15 protein-coding genes are annotated in these 18,739 nt (G+C 57.9%); 3 read left to right on the top strand and 12 right to left on the bottom strand.

Annotated elements, in window-relative coordinates:
- Window positions 1–164: 164 nt before the first annotated feature.
- The 12 genes from pyrF to purU form a co-directional block, all read right to left on the bottom strand.
- A complete protein-coding gene (gene pyrF / locus AC13E3_RS04990) occupies window positions 165–875 on the bottom strand; it encodes an orotidine-5'-phosphate decarboxylase (RefSeq protein ID WP_008172058.1) in 711 nt (236 codons plus the stop codon).
- 32 nt (window positions 876–907) lie between these two features.
- Complete coding sequence (gene lapB / locus AC13E3_RS04985; protein ID WP_288365754.1) at window positions 908–2,077, bottom strand: lipopolysaccharide assembly protein LapB; 1,170 nt, start codon at window positions 2,075–2,077, stop codon at window positions 908–910.
- Entirely contained in the window at window positions 2,077–2,379 is a 303-nt protein-coding gene (locus tag AC13E3_RS04980; protein WP_008172060.1) for a LapA family protein, read from the bottom strand. Before AC13E3_RS04980 ends, lapB begins: the two co-directional genes overlap by 1 nt.
- 59 nt (window positions 2,380–2,438) lie before the next feature.
- Window positions 2,439–2,735, bottom strand: a complete 297-nt coding sequence (locus AC13E3_RS04975; protein ID WP_008172061.1) for an integration host factor subunit beta — start codon at window positions 2,733–2,735, stop codon at window positions 2,439–2,441.
- Window positions 2,736–2,869: 134 nt separating this feature from the next.
- Window positions 2,870–4,564 carry a 30S ribosomal protein S1 gene (rpsA, locus tag AC13E3_RS04970; RefSeq protein ID WP_008172063.1) on the bottom strand — a complete coding sequence of 565 codons (1,695 nt, stop codon included), beginning with the start codon at window positions 4,562–4,564 and terminating at the stop codon, window positions 2,870–2,872.
- Between the two features lie 130 nt (window positions 4,565–4,694).
- Complete coding sequence (gene cmk, locus AC13E3_RS04965; RefSeq protein WP_008172064.1) at window positions 4,695–5,375, bottom strand: (d)CMP kinase; 681 nt, start codon at window positions 5,373–5,375, stop codon at window positions 4,695–4,697.
- Complete coding sequence (locus AC13E3_RS04960; protein WP_008172065.1) at window positions 5,375–7,603, bottom strand: bifunctional prephenate dehydrogenase/3-phosphoshikimate 1-carboxyvinyltransferase; 2,229 nt, start codon at window positions 7,601–7,603, stop codon at window positions 5,375–5,377. The genes cmk and AC13E3_RS04960 overlap by 1 nt, the downstream gene beginning before the upstream one ends.
- A 1-nt stretch (window position 7,604) precedes the next feature.
- Window positions 7,605–8,729, bottom strand: coding sequence for a histidinol-phosphate transaminase (hisC, locus tag AC13E3_RS04955; RefSeq protein ID WP_405419228.1), 1,125 nt, complete (start codon window positions 8,727–8,729; stop codon window positions 7,605–7,607).
- A gap of 45 nt (window positions 8,730–8,774) precedes the next feature.
- Complete coding sequence (gene pheA / locus AC13E3_RS04950; RefSeq protein WP_008172067.1) at window positions 8,775–9,872, bottom strand: prephenate dehydratase; 1,098 nt, start codon at window positions 9,870–9,872, stop codon at window positions 8,775–8,777.
- 2 nt (window positions 9,873–9,874) lie between these two features.
- Window positions 9,875–10,957, bottom strand: coding sequence for a 3-phosphoserine/phosphohydroxythreonine transaminase (gene serC / locus AC13E3_RS04945; RefSeq protein WP_008172068.1), 1,083 nt, complete (start codon window positions 10,955–10,957; stop codon window positions 9,875–9,877).
- 51 nt (window positions 10,958–11,008) lie between these two features.
- Window positions 11,009–13,639, bottom strand: coding sequence for a DNA gyrase subunit A (gyrA, locus tag AC13E3_RS04940; protein ID WP_008172069.1), 2,631 nt, complete (start codon window positions 13,637–13,639; stop codon window positions 11,009–11,011).
- A 126-nt stretch (window positions 13,640–13,765) separates the two neighbouring features.
- Window positions 13,766–14,620: a formyltetrahydrofolate deformylase gene (purU, locus tag AC13E3_RS04935; protein ID WP_008172070.1), complete on the bottom strand. Its 855-nt coding sequence runs from the start codon at window positions 14,618–14,620 to the stop codon at window positions 13,766–13,768.
- A gap of 143 nt (window positions 14,621–14,763) precedes the next feature.
- Here purU and ggt point away from each other — a divergent pair, with 143 nt between their 5' ends.
- From ggt to ftsH, 3 genes are read left to right on the top strand one after another with little or no spacing between them, the layout of a single operon-like run.
- Entirely contained in the window at window positions 14,764–16,527 is a 1,764-nt protein-coding gene (gene ggt, locus AC13E3_RS04930) for a gamma-glutamyltransferase (RefSeq protein ID WP_008172072.1), read from the top strand.
- Window positions 16,528–16,567: 40 nt separating this feature from the next.
- Window positions 16,568–16,816: a thiamine-binding protein gene (locus AC13E3_RS04925; RefSeq protein WP_014576785.1), complete on the top strand. Its 249-nt coding sequence runs from the start codon at window positions 16,568–16,570 to the stop codon at window positions 16,814–16,816.
- On the top strand, window positions 16,813–18,726 hold the full coding sequence (gene ftsH / locus AC13E3_RS04920) for an ATP-dependent zinc metalloprotease FtsH (protein ID WP_104271406.1): 1,914 nt from the start codon (window positions 16,813–16,815) through the stop codon (window positions 18,724–18,726). The genes AC13E3_RS04925 and ftsH overlap by 4 nt, the downstream gene beginning before the upstream one ends.
- Window positions 18,727–18,739: the final 13 nt, after the last annotated feature.

Below are 18,739 nucleotides of genomic sequence, written 5' to 3'. Positions count from 1 at the left end.
CCACTCGTTCAGGCTCGGGGGAAGAAGCAGTTCCTGGCCAGGCGAATACGGGCGGAAAGTGGTTCCCATCAGTCATCCTGTTGCTGAAGAATTTTGATCTATTGTGCCAGAATGTAGCTTCTGCCGCGCAGACTCCTAGGTCAGGATTCGAGGGCCGGATAGGGCTAGAGTCCAATCACTTCGGAGTGAATAGCCTCCAAGGAAGCCAGCGGGTCAGACGCCTGAGTAATCGGACGGCCGATCACGAGGTAATCGGAACCGGCTTTGAGGGCATCTGTGGGCGTCATGATGCGCTGCTGGTCGCCTTTATCGGCCGTCAGGGGGCGGATACCCGGTGTGATCAGTTTGAAGTCGGCGCCCTGCTCGACTTTAAGCTTCGGTGCCTCCTGGGCGGAGCAGACGACGCCGTCGAGGCCGCAATTTTTGGTGAGGGTTGCCAGTCGGGACACCTGTGCTTCCGGGGAATCGGTGATGCCGATGCCGACGAGGTCGTCGGCGTTCATACTGGTGAGGACCGTGACGGCGATCAACAGCGGGCGATCCGCGCCAAAGCTTTCCAGACGTTCCCGACAGGCGGTCATCATTTTCTCGCCACCAGAGGCATGCACATTGACCATCCATACACCGAGATCGGCGGCAGCTGCAACGGCAGCTGAGGTGGTGTTCGGGATGTCATGGAATTTCAGATCCAGGAATACGTCGAATCCACGCTTCTGAAGCCCTTCAACCAATTGCGGGCCGGAACGGGTGAACAGTTCCTTACCCACTTTCAGGCGGCATTTGCTCGGGTCCAGTTTGTCGACCAGCTCAAGGGCAGGATTCTGGGAGGGAAAATCGAGGGCGACGATGATCTTGGGATCGTTAGCGGTTTGCACGTTCACTTGTCCTGCGGAAATTCGGTAAAGGTTTATTCGGCTTCAACACCCTGGATCGGGCGCACGGTTTCCCATTGCTTGCAGCTTGGGCAAAGCCAGTGCAGCTGACGGCCAGAGAAACCACAGCTGACACAACGGTAGACGGGACGATTGGCGAGAATCAGGTGGCCAATACGGCTCACCAGCCTGCCCTCATCAGTGGTCATGCCCTTCTCATAGCCGGCCATTTCCACCAGCCTGAGCAAGCCACGGACACTCGGGCGGGTTTCCAGTTCCTGCCTGAGCAAGTCGATGGCAGCCGGTCGCCCCGAGGCACGCTCGACGGACTCCACCAGAGCCAGCAACAAACTGGTGCTCGGGTAGTTTTCGTAAAGCTTGCGCAGTTTTTTCGCCAACCGGCCAATGTCGCCGTGCTCATGCTCAAGTTTCATGAGCCGGTCGATGGCTTCCGGCCCAAACTCCGGGTTCTGTTCGAATACTTTCAGGCACTGGCTGCCTGCCTCGCGATAGCTGCCCTGCCGAACCAGCAGCTTCATCATAATAAGATTGGCCCGTACGCAAGAGCGATCGTACTCAAGCGCCTCCTTGGCCAGTTTCTGGGCAACCCAGCGGTCGTCCTGTTTCAGGGACTCTTCCGACAGCTCGCATGTCAGGTAGGCCAGCACTTTGAACATTGCCGGGTCGGCGTCTCCACGTGTCAGCGTCCGGGCAACTTCGGCAGCCTTCGCCCATTCCTTTTCCTGTTGGTAGAGGTCGATGAGCTGCTGGGAGGAGTGCCGACCATAATCCTTGTCGCCCATCAATTGGTGCAACAATGCCTCGGCGCGGTCAAGCAGCCCCGCGTTCAGGTAATCGCGGGCAAGCTCGAGAGTCACCTGCGGGGAGAATCTCGGGGGTAATTCGGGCCTGGCCAGAAGGTTCTGGTGGATCAGTATGGCGCGATCGGTTTCGCCCTTGTTACGGAAATGGCTGCCAATGGAGAGGTGGAGACTGACAGTATCCTTGTTGACCGCAAGGGACTGGACGAAATTCTCAACCGCCTGGTCGGAGTAGTTCGTGAACAGGAACTGGAGACGGTCCTTCACCGATTCCTCATCGGAAATCGTTTTGCCGGATCGCCTGTCACCGCTTCCCAGCCGGCCCACAAGCCAGCCAACGGCGACTGCAACTGTTAGCAGCAGCCACTGTAATACGATATCCATTAAAGAGTCCGGTCGTTCTGGGCCCTGGATTTCTCCAATGCCTGCTCGGCGCGATCAAGTCGTTTCTGAAGGGTTCGCCGGGACACCGAGTTGCGAACGGTGGCCAGCATGGTCATCAGCACGCCAACAAGGGCACCGACAACAAATGCCATGATAATCCAGACGGCAACACCATGGGGCTGGGTTTCAAACAACAGAAAGTTGAGGGAGACTGCCATTTGATTGTTGAGCGAGAATACCAGTGCCAGCAGAACCAGGACCAAAACCAACAGAATAATGAGGATCTTCTGCAATCCTGCCATAGCGATAGCACTCCCAAAGGGCATTGATGCCCGAATTATACGCGTTCCCTGAGCAGCTGTTAAAAGCCTTTCTTCAAGCTGTCGTTGACCTGCTCTCTCAATTCCTTGCCGGGTTTGAAGTGCGGCACATATTTGGCTGGCAACTGAACAGCCTCACCGGTTTTCGGATTGCGCCCGGTACGCGCGGCCCGGTGATGAAGGGAAAAACTGCCAAATCCCCGGATTTCTATTCTCTGACCATCGGCAAGCGACTGGGACATGTGCTCGATGATGGTTTTTACAGCCAGTTCGACATCTTTAACGGAGAGCTGAGTTTGCTTGGAAGCAATCAGCTCGACCAGTTCGGACTTCGTCATGAGGCGTTTCCCTCTTTCATTTTTATTTGGCCGTCGGTTACCGGATTCCCATGACTACCTAGTTTAGCCAAACCAGAAAAAAACACAAAAAAAACGGGCTCTTAGAGCCCGTTTTTTTCGTACCAACCGGAAGATTAGTCCTTGTTGGCGTTTTGCTGCTGCATCTGCTCCTTGATGAGATCACCGATGGTGGTCGCACCAGAGGAAGTTTCCGCAGTTTTGGTCCGCACGTTTTCCAGTGCCTGCTTGTCGTCCTCAACATCTTTGGACTTCACAGACAGGTTGATGATGCGGTTCTTGCGATCGATGCTGATGATCTTCGCTTCAACTTCTTCGCCTTCTTTCAGCGCGTTGCGTGCGTCTTCAACACGGTCACGGCTGATTTCAGAGGCTTTCAGTACCGCTTCAACTTCGTCGTTCAGGGCAATGGTAGCTGCCTTGGCATCAACTGCAGACACGGTTCCCTTAACAATAGAGCCCTTGTCGTTCAGCTGCACAAACTCGGCGAACGGATCGCTTTCGAGCTGCTTGATACCCAGGGAGATACGCTCACGCTCCGGATCAACAGACAGGATAACGGTTTCAACTTCGTCACCCTTCTTGTATTCACGAACCGCTTCTTCGCCAGTCTCGTTCCAGCTGATGTCAGACAGGTGAACCAGACCGTCGATGCCGCCATCCAGACCGATGAAGATACCGAAGTCAGTGATTGACTTGATCTTACCGGAGATGCGGTCGCCCTTGTTGAAGTTGCTGGAGAAGTCTTCCCACGGGTTGGATACACACTGCTTGATACCCAGGGAGATACGACGACGCTCTTCGTCGATATCCAGAATCATCACGCCCACTTCGTCGCCAACCTGGACAACCTTGGACGGATGGATGTTCTTGTTGGTCCAATCCATTTCAGATACGTGAACCAGACCTTCAACACCCTCTTCCAACTCAGCAAAGCAACCGTAGTCAGTCAGGTTGGTAACGCGTGCTGTAACCTTGCTGCCTTCCGGATAACGACCCTTGATATCAACCCAGGGATCTTCGCCCAGCTGCTTCAGGCCGAGAGAAACACGGTTGCGCTCACGATCGAACTTCAGAACCTTGACGCTGATTTCGTCGCCAACATTAACGATTTCGCTCGGATGCTTGATGCGCTTCCAGGCCATATCGGTAATGTGCAGCAGGCCGTCAACACCACCCAGATCCACGAACGCGCCGTAGTCGGTCAGGTTCTTGACGATACCCTTGATTTCCATACCCTCGGTCAGGGTTTCCAGCAGAGCTTCACGCTCGGCACTGTTCTCAGCTTCCAGAACGGCGCGGCGGGAAACAACCACGTTGTTACGCTTCTGGTCGAGCTTGATAACCTTGAATTCGAGTTCTTTGTTCTCCAGGTGCGCGGTGTCGCGAACCGGACGAACATCTACCAGCGAGCCAGGCAGGAAGGCACGGATGCCGGCCAGATCGACGGTGAAGCCACCCTTGACCTTACCGTTGATGATACCTTTAACCACTTCCTCAGCTTCGAAGGACTTCTCGAGTACCTTCCAGGCTTCTGCACGCTTGGCCTTTTCACGGGACAGACGGGTCTCACCGAAGCCGTCTTCAACAGCGTCGAGAGCTACATCGACAACGTCGCCGATAGCAATTTCCAACTCGCCTTTTTCGTTAAGGAACTGGGAGGCGGGGATAACGCCTTCGGACTTCAGTCCGGCGTTAACGGTGACCCAGTCGTTATCGACGTCTACAACGGTTCCCTGGACGATGGAACCCGGTTGCATGTCAATTTCTTTCAGGCTTTCTTCAAAAAGATCCGCAAAGCTCTCGCTCATTATGAGTCCTATATGATCAACGCAAGTGTACTCCGTGCCACCAGCAACACGGTCTGTTAACAAGTTCCGGATTAAGCCTGTGGCTGGCAGATAACGCTACATCCGGCATTTCAACGACAAAAAGGTGTAGTCAGGCCTGACCTGCTGCGGCCATACACCTGTCTAACACCTCTTCTATACTCAATCCCGTAGAATCAATGACTTGCGCATCATCTGCGGGCTTGAGAGGGGCTGCGGAACGGTTCATATCCCGTTCATCACGAACCCGTATCTCCTCTAAAAGGGCGTCAATATTAACATCGACACCCGCGTCCTTCAACTGGCTATAGCGCCGTTGAGCCCTCTCCTCGGCGCTTGCCGTCAGGAAGATTTTTACCGGCGCGTCCGGAAACACCACGGTCCCCATATCACGGCCATCGGCCACAAGGCCCGGCGCCTGCCGGAAGTCCCGCTGGCGCTGCAAAAGGGCGTCACGGACCGACTGGATCACAGCCACCTTTGAAGCATTGTCGCCCGCCGATTCTGTACGTATATCTGCGGTCACGTCCTGCCCTGCCAGAACGACTTTTACCGGCTCACCTGCCGGCGTAGGCTCAAACGCCACATCCAGTCCGGCGGCGACTTTTACCAGCCCGCTCTCATCATCCATGGACACGCCCTGGCGAGCCGCGGCCAGCGCCGTCAGCCGATAAAGAGCACCACTGTCCAGAAGATGCCAGCCCAGCTTTCGGGCCAGCATCTGGGTAATCGTGCCTTTGCCGGAACCCCCGGGACCATCCACGGTGATCACCGGCGCACTGCTATCAACCATTATTCAGCCCCCTCGGCCGAGATATTGATTCCCGTTCCTTGCGCAAGTTCCACAAAACCGGGGAAAGACGTAGCCACATTGGCACAGTCGTTCACTGTAATGTCACCCGCAGCGCGCAGGGAAGCGACCGCAAAGGACATTGCGATGCGGTGGTCGCCGTGACTGTTCACGGTACCGCCACCGATGGTCTGACCACCATCGATAATAATGCCGTCCGGGGTTACGGTAGTGTCCACGCCCAATGCAGCAAGGCCATCTGCCATCACCTGGATCCGATCGCTTTCCTTGACCCGGAGTTCCTCAGCGCCACGCAAAACCGTGCGACCATTGGCGCAGGCCGCGGCGATGAATAGCACCGGAAATTCATCGATGGCCAGGGGCACCTGATCCTCAGGGATGTCGATACCCTGCAGCTCCGCCGAGCGGACCCGAAGGTCAGCAACCGGCTCACCACCGATTTCGCGCTCGTCCAGAATCTCGATATTGGCGCCCATCTGATTCAGGATGTTGATCACACCAACCCTGGTCGGGTTCATTCCAACGTGGCGAAGGATCAGATCGGAGCCCGGGGCGATACTGGCCGCGACCAGGAAAAATGCAGACGAAGAAATATCGGCAGGGACGTCAATATTGGTCGCCGTCAATTTGCCGCCGCCACTAACACTGGCGGTCGCGCCGTCCCGGTGGACGTGGTAGCCAAAGCCCGCCAGCATGCGCTCGGTATGATCGCGAGTAGGCGCCGGCTCGGTCACCGATGTACTGCCCTCGGCATAAAGCCCGGCCAGCAGAAGACACGATTTGACCTGGGCACTGGCCACCGGCATTTCATAGTGAATACCGGACAGCTTCTGGCCACCACGGATTTTCAGTGGCGGGCGCCCCCCTTCTGCGGTATCGATAACGGCGCCCATCGCCCTGAGAGGATCGGCAACCCGCCCCATCGGGCGACCGGAGAGACTCGCATCGCCGGTCAGCTCGGAATCAAAGGGCTGGGCCGCCAGCAAACCGGCGAACAGCCGCATGGCGGTTCCCGAGTTACCCAGATACAGAGGCCCGCGGGGGGCCTGAAGCCCGTGCATGCCAACACCATGGATGCGAACAAAGCCGTCGTCCGGGCCTTCAATGGTAACGCCCATATCCCGGAATGCCTGGAGCGTCGCCAGGCTGTCTTCACCCTCCAGAAACCCTTTCACTTCGGTTACGCCATCTGCCAGAGCACCCAGCATGATGGACCGGTGCGACATTGACTTGTCGCCGGGCACCCGGATATCACCGGTGATCGCGCCACCGGACTGAAGACGGAACGTTACCTGCTTTTCACTGTTGTTTGTCACGTAAGCCTGTCCTGAGAGCATCTTCGAAAAATGTTCACGCGCCGCCTTGGCGCGACTGAAAACCCGCAACAACGTGGCACTGTCCTGATTGGCAATGGCAGTGCGCAGTTGTTCGAGGTCGTGGGTAAAGTGGTCAATGACACGAAGAACCGCATCACGGTTCGACAGAAAAATATCGTGCCACATCACCGGATCGCTGGCCGCAATCCGGGTGAAATCCCTGAAGCCACCGGCGGCGTACCGGAAGATGTCCATGTTCTCATCTTCACCCGCCAGGGTATCTACCAGGGAGAACGCGATCAGGTGAGGCAAGTGGCTGGTGGCTGCCAGCACCTCATCGTGATACGCCACCGACATGGTCAGCACCGTGGCACCGCAGCCCTCCCAGAGCCCTTGCAGGCGAGCCAGGTGGGGCTGGCTGACATTGTCCGGCGGCGTAAGGATGACCTTGTGGTTGGCGAAAAGCTCGGGATTTGCCGCCCGGATGCCACTCTTCTCGGAACCGGCAATGGGATGACCGGGAATAACCAGAGGCGACAAGCCGCCGAACACGGCCTCAACATCGGCTACGAAGCTGGATTTGGTACTACCGACATCGGTGAGTATCGCGTCCGGCTCCAGAGACGGGCGAATCTGCTCAAGAACCGCGCGTGTTGCTCGTACCGGAACGGCAAGCACAACCAGGTCCGCGCCACGAACTGCATCAGACACCGTTGACGCCGCCTGATCGATCACACCCAACTCTTTACCGAGCTGCAGTTCCTCAGTGCGATGATCCGCACCAACAACCGTACCCGCAAGCCCATTGCGACGGATCGCGCAGGCCAGGGAGCCGCCAATCAGCCCCAGGCCAATCACCGCTACCCGTTTAAACAGAGGCTCGGACGGCGCCATATCAGTCGCTCAACCCCGAGGCCGCCAGGGCCTGCGCCAGTGCATCAATAAAGCGCTCGTTTTCTTCCTGAAGCCCGACAGAAACCCGAAGATGCCGGGGCATACCATAACCGCCGATGGGCCGAACAATCACGCCGTGGGCCAGCAGGGACTGGTACACGCCCATGGCCTGCTCCCCCACTTCCACGGCAACAAAGTTCCCGGCTGACGGGATGTAACTGAGCCCCATCCGGTCGAATGCCTCCTGCAACTGACGCAGACCGGCTGTGTTCACATCCCGGGAACGCTGGAGATAGTCTTCATCCTCAAGCACAGCCGTGGCCGCAGACAGGGCAACCGTATCCACGTTGAATGGCTGACGCACCCGGTTAAGAATGTCTGCGATGGCCGGCGAGGAGATACTGTAACCTACCCGCAGAGCCGCCAGCCCCCAGGCTTTGGAGAACGTGCGGCAAACGATGAGATTCGGGAAACGGGCCAACAGCTCGACACCGTCCGGGTATTGCTCTCCGGTCAGGTATTCGCAGTAGGCCTCATCCAGGACCACAAGCACCTTCTCCGGAATCCTGTTCAGGAACGCCTCAATGGCATCCGCCGTGTGAACCGTGCCCGTGGGGTTGTTCGGGTTGGCGACAAACACCAGGCGAGTGCGATCGGTAACCGCCGCAGCCATGGCATCCAGATCATGCCCCCACTCCCGGGCAGGCACAGACACACCCATGGCGCCGATGGCCTGAGTCACCAGGGGATAAACGGCGAACGCGTACTGGGAGAAAACGACCTCGGAATCTGCATCAGCGAAACAACGGGTAATGACTTCCAGTACATCGTTGGAGCCGTTACCAAGGGTAATCTGATCCATCCCGACGTTCAGACGCTTCGAAAGCGCCTGCTTCAGGTTGAATCCGTTGCCATCGGGATACAGACAAAGCTCGGAGAGGGCCTGCCGCGCGGCCGACAGCGCTTTTTCGCTCGGCCCCAGCGGGTTTTCGTTGCTCGCCAGCTTGATGATCTCTGCCGGATTGAGGCCAAGCTCACGGGCCAGCTCTTCAATCGGCTTGCCCGGCTGATACGGTGAGAGGGCCTGTACGCCGCGAACCGCCAGGCTCTGGTAATCAATGGCCATAAATCGTCCTCGACACTCTTTGCTCAGAAACGCAGGTGCAGATACTTACAGAACGCCAATCGGGTAGGAACCCAGGCGTTTGAGCTCAACGGCCTCTTCATCCACTTCTGCCAGAACCTTCCGGACCTGTTCGTCTTCCATATGTCCCTCAAAATCGATGTAGAACACATAGGCCCAGGTGCCACTTGGCGAGGGCCGCGTTTCGATTCTGGTCAGGCTGAGCCCGTGACGATGGAACGGCTCGAGGAGCTGATACAGGGCCCCCGGTTTGTTGCGCATGGACACCAGGATAGACGACTTGTCGTGGCCACTGGCAGGCACTTCCTCCCGGCCAATGATCAGGAAGCGTGTGGTATTGTCCGGGCGATCCTCAATACTGTTCGCCAGCTTCTGCAGGCCATAGAGCTCGGCCGCCATATCACCGGCAATAGCCGCCGTGCCGGGCTCCTCGGCTGCGCGCCGGGCCGCTTCCGCATTGCTGGAGACGGTAACCCGCTCGATGCCGTAGCGGTGGGTGTCCAGCCATTGCCGGCATTGGGCAAACGATTGCTGATGGGAATAAATCCGTGTGATTTCCTGGTCGCCATGCTTCGGAGACACAAGCAGGTGATGGTGAATCCGCAGCTGAACCTCGCCGCAGATCTTCAGCGGCGAGGACATGAACATATCCAGGGTGTGGTTGATCATACCCTCGGTCGAGTTTTCGACCGGCACCACGCCGTAATGAGCAGCGCCGGATTCGACCTCCCGGAATACCGCATCAATGGCCGGCAAAGGCACGCTGACCACCGAGTGACCAAAATGCTTGAGCGCTGCCGCCTGTGTGAAGGTGCCAATCGGACCCAGGAAGGCAATGTGCATGGGCTTTTCCAGCGCCAGGCAGGCCGACATGATTTCCCGGAACAGACGGGCCATTTCCTCACCCGACAGCGGCCCCGGATTCTGTTCCTTGATGCGGCGAAGCACCTGGGCCTCCCGCTCGGGGCGATAGAAAAAGACGTCCTGCCCCGGATTGGCGGTCATTTTAACGTGCGCCACTTCCTGGGCACAGGCGGCCCTGGCACTGATCAGCTCCATGATCTTCTGATCAAGTTGATCGATCTCGTCCCGCAGCTCTCCGAGCCGAACCTGCTCATCACTCATGATCAGCCACGCTCCTTCGCAAATTCGGTCATGTAGTCGATCAGTGCATCGACACCGGCTTCTGGCATCGCGTTGTAGATGCTCGCACGCATTCCGCCAACCGACCGGTGGCCGGCCAGGTTCAGCAGGCCACGGGCATTGGCACCCTTCAGGAATTCACCGTTCAGGGCATCATCCGCCAGCGTGAATGGTACGTTCATCCAGGAGCGGAAGCGCGGATCAATCGGGTTGGCGTAAAACTCGTTGGTATCGATGAAATCGTAGAGCTTGCGGGCCTTGCGCAGGTTGATTTCACCCATGGCCTTCACACCGCCCTGCTCTTTCAGCCACTTGAACACCAGACCGGCCAGATACCAGGAATAGGTCGCCGGCGTGTTGTACATGGAGCCGTTATCTGCGATCACCTGATAATTCATCATGGTCGGGGTCTCCTGGCGGGCCTTACCCAGGAGATCCTTGCGGATAATGACCACTACCAATCCCGAGGGACCGATGTTCTTCTGGGCACCGGCATAGATCACACCGAACCTGGAGACGTCCACCGGCCTCGACAGCATTGATGAGGACATGTCGGCAACCAGCGGCGCGCCCGGGCTATCCGGAATAAAACCGAATTCCAGGCCACCGATGGTCTCGTTGGGCGTGTAGTGCAGATAAGCCGCGTCGGCACTGGTCTGCCACGAGGATTGATCCGGAATCGTGGTAAAGCCACTGTCTTCCGAACTCGCCACCACGTTCACCTTGCCATAGCGACTGGCCTCGGCAATGGCCTTCTTGGACCAGATGCCAGTGTTCACGTAGTCCGCAGAGCCTTTTTCGCCCAGCAGATTCAGAGGAATGGTGGAAAACTGGCTGGACGCCCCACCCTGCATGAAAAGAACCGCGTAGTCGTCCGACACGCCGGCCAGTTCACGCAGATCTTTTTCTGCAGTTTCGGCAATCTGGACAAACTCGTCGCTGCGATGGCTCATTTCCATCACCGACATGCCGGTACCGCGCCAGTCGAGCATTTCATCCCGCGCCTGACGAAGCACGCTCTCCGGCAAGGTGGCCGGACCTGCACAAAAGTTATACGCCCTGCTCATGTTGCTGCTTTCTCTCAAGTCTTGCTGAATCTGTCCGTGGCAAGTGCCGGCTTATTCGTCGCCGGCACTCTCGCCTTCTTGGCCTTGCTGGCCTTCTTCCGGGCTCTCGTCGGCAACAATCGGATTGCCTTCACTGTCGAGCTCTTCGTCGTCGGTTTCCGCAATCCGCTCAACGCCAACCAGCCGCTCGTCTTCTTGGCTCAGCTTGATCAGGCGCACGCCCTGGGTATTCCGGCTAAGAACCGACACTTCGTCTGTCCGGGTACGCACGAGCGTGCCCTTGTCAGAGATCAGCATCATTTCGTCACCGTCGAACAGCTGCAGGGCTGTCACCAGGTTACCGTTACGCTCGGAGCACTGCATGGCGATAACGCCCTGGCTGCCACGGCTGTAGGTCGGGAACTCGTCAATGGCGGTACGCTTGCCGTAGCCGTTTTCGGAGGCAGTCAGGATAACCCCACCGTCCTGCGGGATGATCAGCGACACCACATGGTGACCCTGCGGCATCTTGATACCGCGAACACCACGGGCTGTCCGGCTCATGGGACGAACGGCTTCTTCGTTGAAGCGCACCGCCTTGCCAGCGGTCGAGAACAGCATGACCTCGGCATCGCCTTTGGTAATGGCTGCACCGATCAGGGTATCGCCCTCATCCAGTGACAGGGCAATCAGGCCGCTGCTGCGCGGACGCGAGAAGTTCGGCAACGGCGTTTTCTTGACCACACCGGCAGAGGTGGCCATCAGCACGAACTGGTCTTCCGGATAATCCCGAACCGGCAGGAACGTGGTAATACGCTCGCCTTCGTCCAGCGGCAGGATATTCACCATGGGCCGACCGCGGGAGGCACGGCTGGCGCGTGGAATCTCGAACACCCGCAGCCAGTACACCTTGCCACGGTTGGAGAAACACAGAATCGTATCGTGGGAGTTGGCCACCAGCAGCTTCTCAACGAAGTCTTCGTCCTTCATAGAGGTTGCTGCCTTGCCCCGACCACCACGACGCTGGGCCTGGTAGTCTTCCACTGCCTGGGTCTTGGCGTAACCACTGTGGGAAATGGTCACCACCAGGTCTTCTTCATCAATCAGGTCGGCGATGGTCAGGTCGCGACGGGAGCTGGTGATTTCGGTACGACGCTCGTCACCAAACTCGGTAACGATGGCTTCCAGCTCTTCCCGGATCACCTGGAGCAGCCGCTCGGGGTCGCCCAGGATGTCCAGCAGATCGGCAATCTTGTCGAGAATTTCCTTGTATTCGTTCTGGAGCTTCTCGGTTTCCAGACCGGTCAGGCGGTGCAGACGCAAGTCCAGAATGGCCTGGGCCTGTTCCGGTGACAGATGATACAGACCTTCACGCAGCCCATAGATCTCTGGCAGGTCGTCCGGACGGCAGGCGTCCTGACCGGCACGTTCCAGCATGGCCATGACATCGCCCGGTGACCAGCCCTTGGCAATCAGCTTTTCCTTCGCTTCGGCGGCGGACGGCGAGGCCTTGATCAGCTCGATAATCTCGTCGATGTTGGCCAGGGCAACCGTCAAACCTTCCAGAATATGGCCACGTTCACGGGCTTTACGCAGTTCGTAGATGGTCCGGCGGGTCACTACTTCACGGCGGTGACGAACGAACGCATCCAGCAGCTGCTTCAGATTCAGGGTTTTCGGCTCACCGTTGATCAGGCCAACCATGTTGATGCCGAATACAGTTTCCAGCTGGGTCTGGGCAAACAGGTTGTTGACCACAACGTCCGGGTTCTCACCCCGACGCAGTTCGATCACCACCCGGATACCTTCCTTGTTGGATTCGTCCCGCAGCTCGGAGATACCTTCAAGACGCTTTTCTTTTACCAGCTCCGCGATCTTCTCGATCAGGCGGGCCTTGTTCAGCTGATACGGCAGCTCGGTGATGATGATGGCATCGCGATTGGTCTTGTTGTCGTGCTCGATCTCGTGGCGGGCACGAATATAGATACGACCACGGCCGGTACGGTAGGCCTCAACGATGCCGGCACGGCCGTTGATGATGCCCTCGGTCGGGAAATCCGGGCCCGGAATGAATTCCATCAGCTCATCGATGGTCAGATCCGGATTATCAATCAGCGCCAAGCAGCCGCTTACGACTTCCGTCAGGTTGTGGGGCGGAATGTTGGTAGCCATGCCCACGGCAATACCGGAGGAACCATTCACCAGCAGGTTGGGCACCCGGGTGGGCAGAACCTCGGGAATCCGCTCGGTACCGTCGTAGTTATCGACGAAATCGACCGTTTCCTTGTCCAGGTCCGCCAGCAGGGAGTGGGCGATCTTCTCCATGCGGATCTCGGTGTAACGCATGGCAGCCGCGTTGTCACCGTCGATGGAACCGAAGTTACCCTGGCCATCAACCAGCGGATACCGCAGGGAGAACGGCTGGGCCATACGTACGATGGTGTCGTATACCGCAGAGTCACCGTGGGGGTGGTATTTACCGATAACATCACCCACCACACGGGCGGACTTCTTATAGGCCTTGTTCCAGTCGTTGTTCAGTTCGGACATGGCGAACAGAACGCGGCGGTGAACCGGCTTGAGGCCATCCCTCACATCCGGAAGCGCCCGCCCGACGATCACGCTCATGGCGTAATCGAGGTAGGACTGTTTTAACTCGTCTTCAATATTGACCGGCAGGATCTCTTTGGCTAACTCACCCATCGAGAAAGGTTCCTTTGCGTTATCTGGAAGTCGTATCGGGGCCGTTTCCGGGCCCCATAGTTATTCTTCAACAAGCCGCCAAGTCTACCACAGTCGCACCCTTTCCGGGGCAACTGTGAGGCAGCCTTAATCAAACACCACTGTCTTGTTTTCGTAGGTGATCACCCGGTCTTCAATGTGTGAGCGCAGGCCCCGGGCCAACACGTTCTTTTCCACATCCTTACCCAGGCGAACCATATCCTCGATAGAGTCGCTGTGGGTGATCCGGATAACGTCCTGCTCGATGATCGGGCCCTCGTCGAGGTCCTGAGTCACGTAGTGGCAGGTGGCACCAATCAGCTTAACACCGCGGCTGTAGGCCTGGTGATAGGGGCGTGCACCGGCGAAAGACGGCAGGAAGCTGTGATGGATATTGATCACCTTGCCGGAGTATTTCTCGCAGAGCTCGCCAGGAAGGATCTGCATGTAGCGCGCCAGCACCACCACATCGGCCTCATATTTCTGGAACAGCTCATCAATATGGGCGAAAGCTTCCTCTTTGTTTTCCTTGCTTACCGGCACGTGGTGGTAGGGAATCTCATGCCACTCCACCATCCGGCGCAGGTCGTCGTGGTTGGAGATGACCGCCACGATCTCGGCATTGATCTCCTTGCTGTGCCAGCGGTGCAGCAGATCAGCCACACAATGGGATTCCTTGCTGCACATCAGGATGACTTTCTTGGGCTGGGCCGAGTCGGCAATGTGCCAGTTCATATTGAATTCGCGGGCAATCGGCTCAAACGCGGCGCGGAACTGGTCCAGACCGAACGGAATCGAGGTGGCCTTGATCTCGTGCCGCATGAAAAACCAGCCGGTTTGCGTGTCGGAATGGTGACTCGCCTCGGTAATCCAGCCATTGTATGTCGACAGAAAATTACTCACCTTGGCGACAATTCCCACCCGGTCGGGGCAGGAAATCACAAGACGATAGGTATGCTCCATGAAAGCCTTTCCTTAACTGAAATCCGGGAAAGCAGGTGCGTCGGGGAATCACCGCCGACATTAACGGCAGGTTAACGGTACGCACCTATGAAAATGACCGGCTATCATAGCCTATCTGAACGCCAGAAACGAGGAATGGAGATATGGACAGAGGCCTCTACCAACGCACAATCAAAAACCTCGCCACGGGGCGCTCAGGCCGCCTTTCGATTGCGGCCGCCTTGACCTTTTTCATCACCACCGCGCCGGCCTTCGGACAGGCCATTCTCGAGGGTGAGCGGTTTCACCCGGTTACCGCAACCCAGGGCATGGTTGCCACCAGCCATACACTGGCCACCGAGGTGGCTCTGGAAGTGCTGAAAAACGGCGGCAATGCAATCGATGCAGCCGTTACCGCCGGTTTTGCACTCGCTGTCACCCAGCCCCGTTCCGGCAACATTGGCGGTGGCGGTTTCATGCTGATTTCCAGGGGCGACGGATCAGATCCGGAAGCCATTGATTATCGCGAAAAAGCGCCCGCTGCCGCCACAGAAACCATGTTCCAGGACGAATCCGGCGAGGTGGTCAGGAACCGCAGTCGTTTTACCCACCTGGCCGCAGGGGTTCCGGGCACAGTTGCCGGCCTTGCACTGGCGCTGGAGCGGCACGGCACCATTACCCTCAAGCAGGCACTGGCGCCGGCCATCAAACTGGCCCAAGACGGTTTCGTAGTGCCCCAGCGTTTTACTGAAGGTCTGGAGCAGGCCCGGGAGAGACTCGAGCGATGGCCCGCCACCCGTGACACCTTTTATAGGGAAGACGGCAGCGCCTGGCAGCCCGGGAAACGCTTTCGACAGCCGGAACTGGCGGCAACACTCCAGCGCATTGCCGACAACGGCGTGAAAGGCTTTTACGAAGGCGAAACCGCCGATCTGATTGCCAGCGAAATGGAACGGAATGGCGGCCTCATCACGCACCAGGACCTGAAAGACTATCGCCCGGTTGTCCGGGCGCCGGTTCACGGCAACTATCGCGGGTACGATATTTTCTCGATGTCGCCGCCCTCCTCCGGCGGCACGCACATTGTCCAGATCCTGAATATCCTGGAAGGCTTCCCGATGGCCGAGTTTGGCCATAACTCCGCTGATGCGATTCATCACATGGCCGAAGCCATGAAACTGGCCTACGCGGACCGTTCAAAATACCTCGGCGACACGGATTATGTGGAGGTGCCGCTGGCGGGGTTAACCAGCAAAGGCTACGCAGAAGAACTGCGCAAAGGCATTGATCCAGACAGGGCACGACCGGCCAGCGACATCAATCCCGGCCAGCCAGCTGCCTGGGAAAGCCCTGAAACCACCCATTTTTCCGTGGTGGATAAATGGGGCAACGCCGTGTCCAACACCTACACAATCAATTTCAGTTATGGATCCGGCATTACGGTGGAAGGCGCTGGATTCCTGCTTAACAACGAAATGGACGACTTCAGTGCCAAGCCCGGTGTGCCCAACGCTTATGGCCTGATCGGTGGCGAAGCCAACAAGGTCGAGCCCGGCAAACGCATGCTGAGCTCCATGTCGCCCACTATCGTTAAGAAGGATGGCAAGAACGTTCTGGTGACCGGCAGCCCCGGAGGCTCCCGGATCATTACCACCACCTTGCAGGTGATCCTCAATGTGATTGATCATGGAATGAACATCCAGACCGCCGTGAGCGCTCCGCGCATGCACCACCAGTGGCTGCCGGATGAAATCCGGATCGAACAGGGCATCAGCCCCGACACCATCCGGCTTCTGCAGGAGCGGGGGCACACGGTGGTCGGTGGATCAGCCATGGGCGCCATCCAGAGCATCCTGATTGACGAAGAGGGTGTTCTCAATGGTGGCGCGGACCCGAGGAGGAGCACTTCGTCGGCCATGGGCTATTAACGGGCAATTGACCAGGGTCACTGACCTGAATGGAGGCTTTATGTATCTTTCTGTACAACTGAGCTGCTATCCCCTGAAAGAGGAGTACAAGCAGCCAATCAAAGACCTGATCGCGCGCCTGGAGCAGACCGGACTGGAAGTCTATCCGGGGCGAATGAGCACCGAGATTTTCGGCGACTATGATGAGGTTATGGGCGTGCTCTCGGACACCATGAAATGGTCGTTCGAGACCTACGGCAAATCTGTCTTCGTGGCGAAGATCATGGAGGGCGACCGGAGACCGAAATGACAGCACCGAGTGGGCCAGACAACCAGCAACAGAAACCGGATCAGAACCAACAACCGGTCATTCCGAACCAGTATGCGTTCCTTTGGCTGAGCGCTGCCATCTTCCTGATGGTGCTCTGGCTGCAGGATGGCGGACAACCGCGGCTTCAGGACCTCGCCTACTCGGAATTCAAGACGGCTGTTGTGAACAATCAGGTGGCAGAAGTCACGTTGAAAGAAGAAGCCATTACCGGCTTGTTCACCGACAGCGGTGCAGCCGATTTCAGCTCTGACAGCCCACCCCACACCAGCACGCCCGGTTTCCATACCATCCGCCCGCCCATGGAAGACCCGTCGCTGCTCAACCTTCTTGAAGAGCACAGTGTCACCATTCGGGCCACGCCATCAGGTCTGCCCTGGTGGCAGGAAATGATTCGCGGCTTCCTGCCCTGGATCCTGCTGCTGGCGCTGATGTTCTGGTTCTGGGGTGCGGCGCAGAAACGCATGACACAGGGTGGCGGCCCGTTTGATTTCAGCCGCTCCAAGGCACGGCGGGCCCACAAGGAAACCTCTACCGCCACCCTGGATGACGTGGCCGGCATTGAATCCGCCAAGCGGGAAATTGCCGAGATCATCGATTTCCTGAAATCTCCCGAAAAATACCGGGCACTGGGTGCCGTCATGCCCAAGGGCGTGCTTCTGGTCGGTCCGCCGGGCACCGGCAAAACACTACTGGCCCGGGCCATCGCCGGCGAAGCCGAAGTGCCCTTCTACAGCATCAGCGCCTCGGAATTCATCGAGATGTTCGTGGGTGTCGGCGCCGCGCGGGTTCGGGACATGTTCAAGGAAGCCCGGAAAGACGCGCCGGCGCTGATTTTCATCGACGAACTGGATGCCATTGGCCGATCACGTGGTGCGGGCCTGGGTGGTGGCCATGATGAACGAGAGCAGACACTGAACCAGATCCTCACGGAAATGGACGGTTTCGAGGCTCACGAAAATGTTCTGGTACTGGCTGCCACCAACCGGCCGGACGTACTCGACAGTGCCCTGCTCCGCCCGGGCCGTTTTGACCGCAAGATCACTCTCGACCGCCCCCACAAGGAGGCCCGCGCGGCGATCCTGGCCGTTCACGTGCGAAAGGTCCCCCTAGCGAATGATGTCGACCTGGATCAACTGGCCGCACGCACCATCGGCTTTTCCGGGGCGGATCTCAAGAACCTCGTAAATGAAGCGGCGCTCACCGCAGCCCGCGAAAGCCTGCATGAGGTGAATGCCCATTGCTTTGATCTGGCCCGGGACAGAATTATTCTCGGTGAAGAACGGGATACCAAGCTGAACCCGCAGGAGCGTGAGGCCGTTGCCTACCACGAGTGTGGCCACGCCATCATGGCCTACTATATGCCGAACGCGGACCCGCTTACCAAGTTGACCATCATTCCTCACGGCATGGCCATGGGAGTGACGGAACAAACCCCCCGGGAAGATCACTACACCTACACCGAAAGCTACCTGAAGGATCGCATCAAGGTGATGCTTGGCGGTCGCTGCTCGGAAAAGCTGATCTACGGAGAAGTCAGTACCGGCGCCCAGAACGACCTCAAGGAGGCCACCGCGCTGATACGCAAGATGATCGGCCAGTGGGGCATGAGCGAAAAGATCGGCCCGCTGGGCCTGAACATCGGCGAGGAACATGTTTTCCTGGGCCGGGAGATGGGCATGCCGAGGGAGTTCAGCGAAAAGATGGCTGAAATGATTGACGAGGAAATCCAGTCCCAGCTCCTGGCCCTCGAGAAGGCAACCCTCGACTTCCTGACCGAGCACCGAAACCAGTTGGACGCATTGGCCAAAGCCGTGCTGAAAAAGGAAACGCTGTCAGCAGAGGACGTCGAGGAAATCCTGCGCAAGGAAGATGCACGGAAGATTGCCTGATACTCAAGTCATG

The organism is Marinobacter sp. L-80 (genome assembly GCF_056859395.1).
This window is presented reverse-complemented; position numbering and strand designations above follow the sequence as displayed.

Coding starts and splice junctions, on each gene's coding strand:
- lapB (WP_288365754.1), bottom strand. CDS start 2,077: ATGGATATCGTATTACAGTGGCTGCTGCTAACAGTTGCAGTCGCCGTT.
- AC13E3_RS04980 (WP_008172060.1), bottom strand. CDS start 2,379: ATGGCAGGATTGCAGAAGATCCTCATTATTCTGTTGGTTTTGGTCCTG.
- AC13E3_RS04975 (WP_008172061.1), bottom strand. CDS start 2,735: ATGACGAAGTCCGAACTGGTCGAGCTGATTGCTTCCAAGCAAACTCAG.
- rpsA (WP_008172063.1), bottom strand. CDS start 4,564: ATGAGCGAGAGCTTTGCGGATCTTTTTGAAGAAAGCCTGAAAGAAATT.
- cmk (WP_008172064.1), bottom strand. CDS start 5,375: ATGGTTGATAGCAGTGCGCCGGTGATCACCGTGGATGGTCCCGGGGGT.
- AC13E3_RS04960 (WP_008172065.1), bottom strand. CDS start 7,603: ATGGCGCCGTCCGAGCCTCTGTTTAAACGGGTAGCGGTGATTGGCCTG.
- hisC (WP_405419228.1), bottom strand. CDS start 8,729: ATGGCCATTGATTACCAGAGCCTGGCGGTTCGCGGCGTACAGGCCCTC.
- pheA (WP_008172067.1), bottom strand. CDS start 9,872: ATGAGTGATGAGCAGGTTCGGCTCGGAGAGCTGCGGGACGAGATCGAT.
- serC (WP_008172068.1), bottom strand. CDS start 10,957: ATGAGCAGGGCGTATAACTTTTGTGCAGGTCCGGCCACCTTGCCGGAG.
- gyrA (WP_008172069.1), bottom strand. CDS start 13,639: ATGGGTGAGTTAGCCAAAGAGATCCTGCCGGTCAATATTGAAGACGAG.
- purU (WP_008172070.1), bottom strand. CDS start 14,620: ATGGAGCATACCTATCGTCTTGTGATTTCCTGCCCCGACCGGGTGGGA.
- ggt (WP_008172072.1), top strand. CDS start 14,764: ATGGACAGAGGCCTCTACCAACGCACAATCAAAAACCTCGCCACGGGG.
- AC13E3_RS04925 (WP_014576785.1), top strand. CDS start 16,568: ATGTATCTTTCTGTACAACTGAGCTGCTATCCCCTGAAAGAGGAGTAC.
- ftsH (WP_104271406.1), top strand. CDS start 16,813: ATGACAGCACCGAGTGGGCCAGACAACCAGCAACAGAAACCGGATCAG.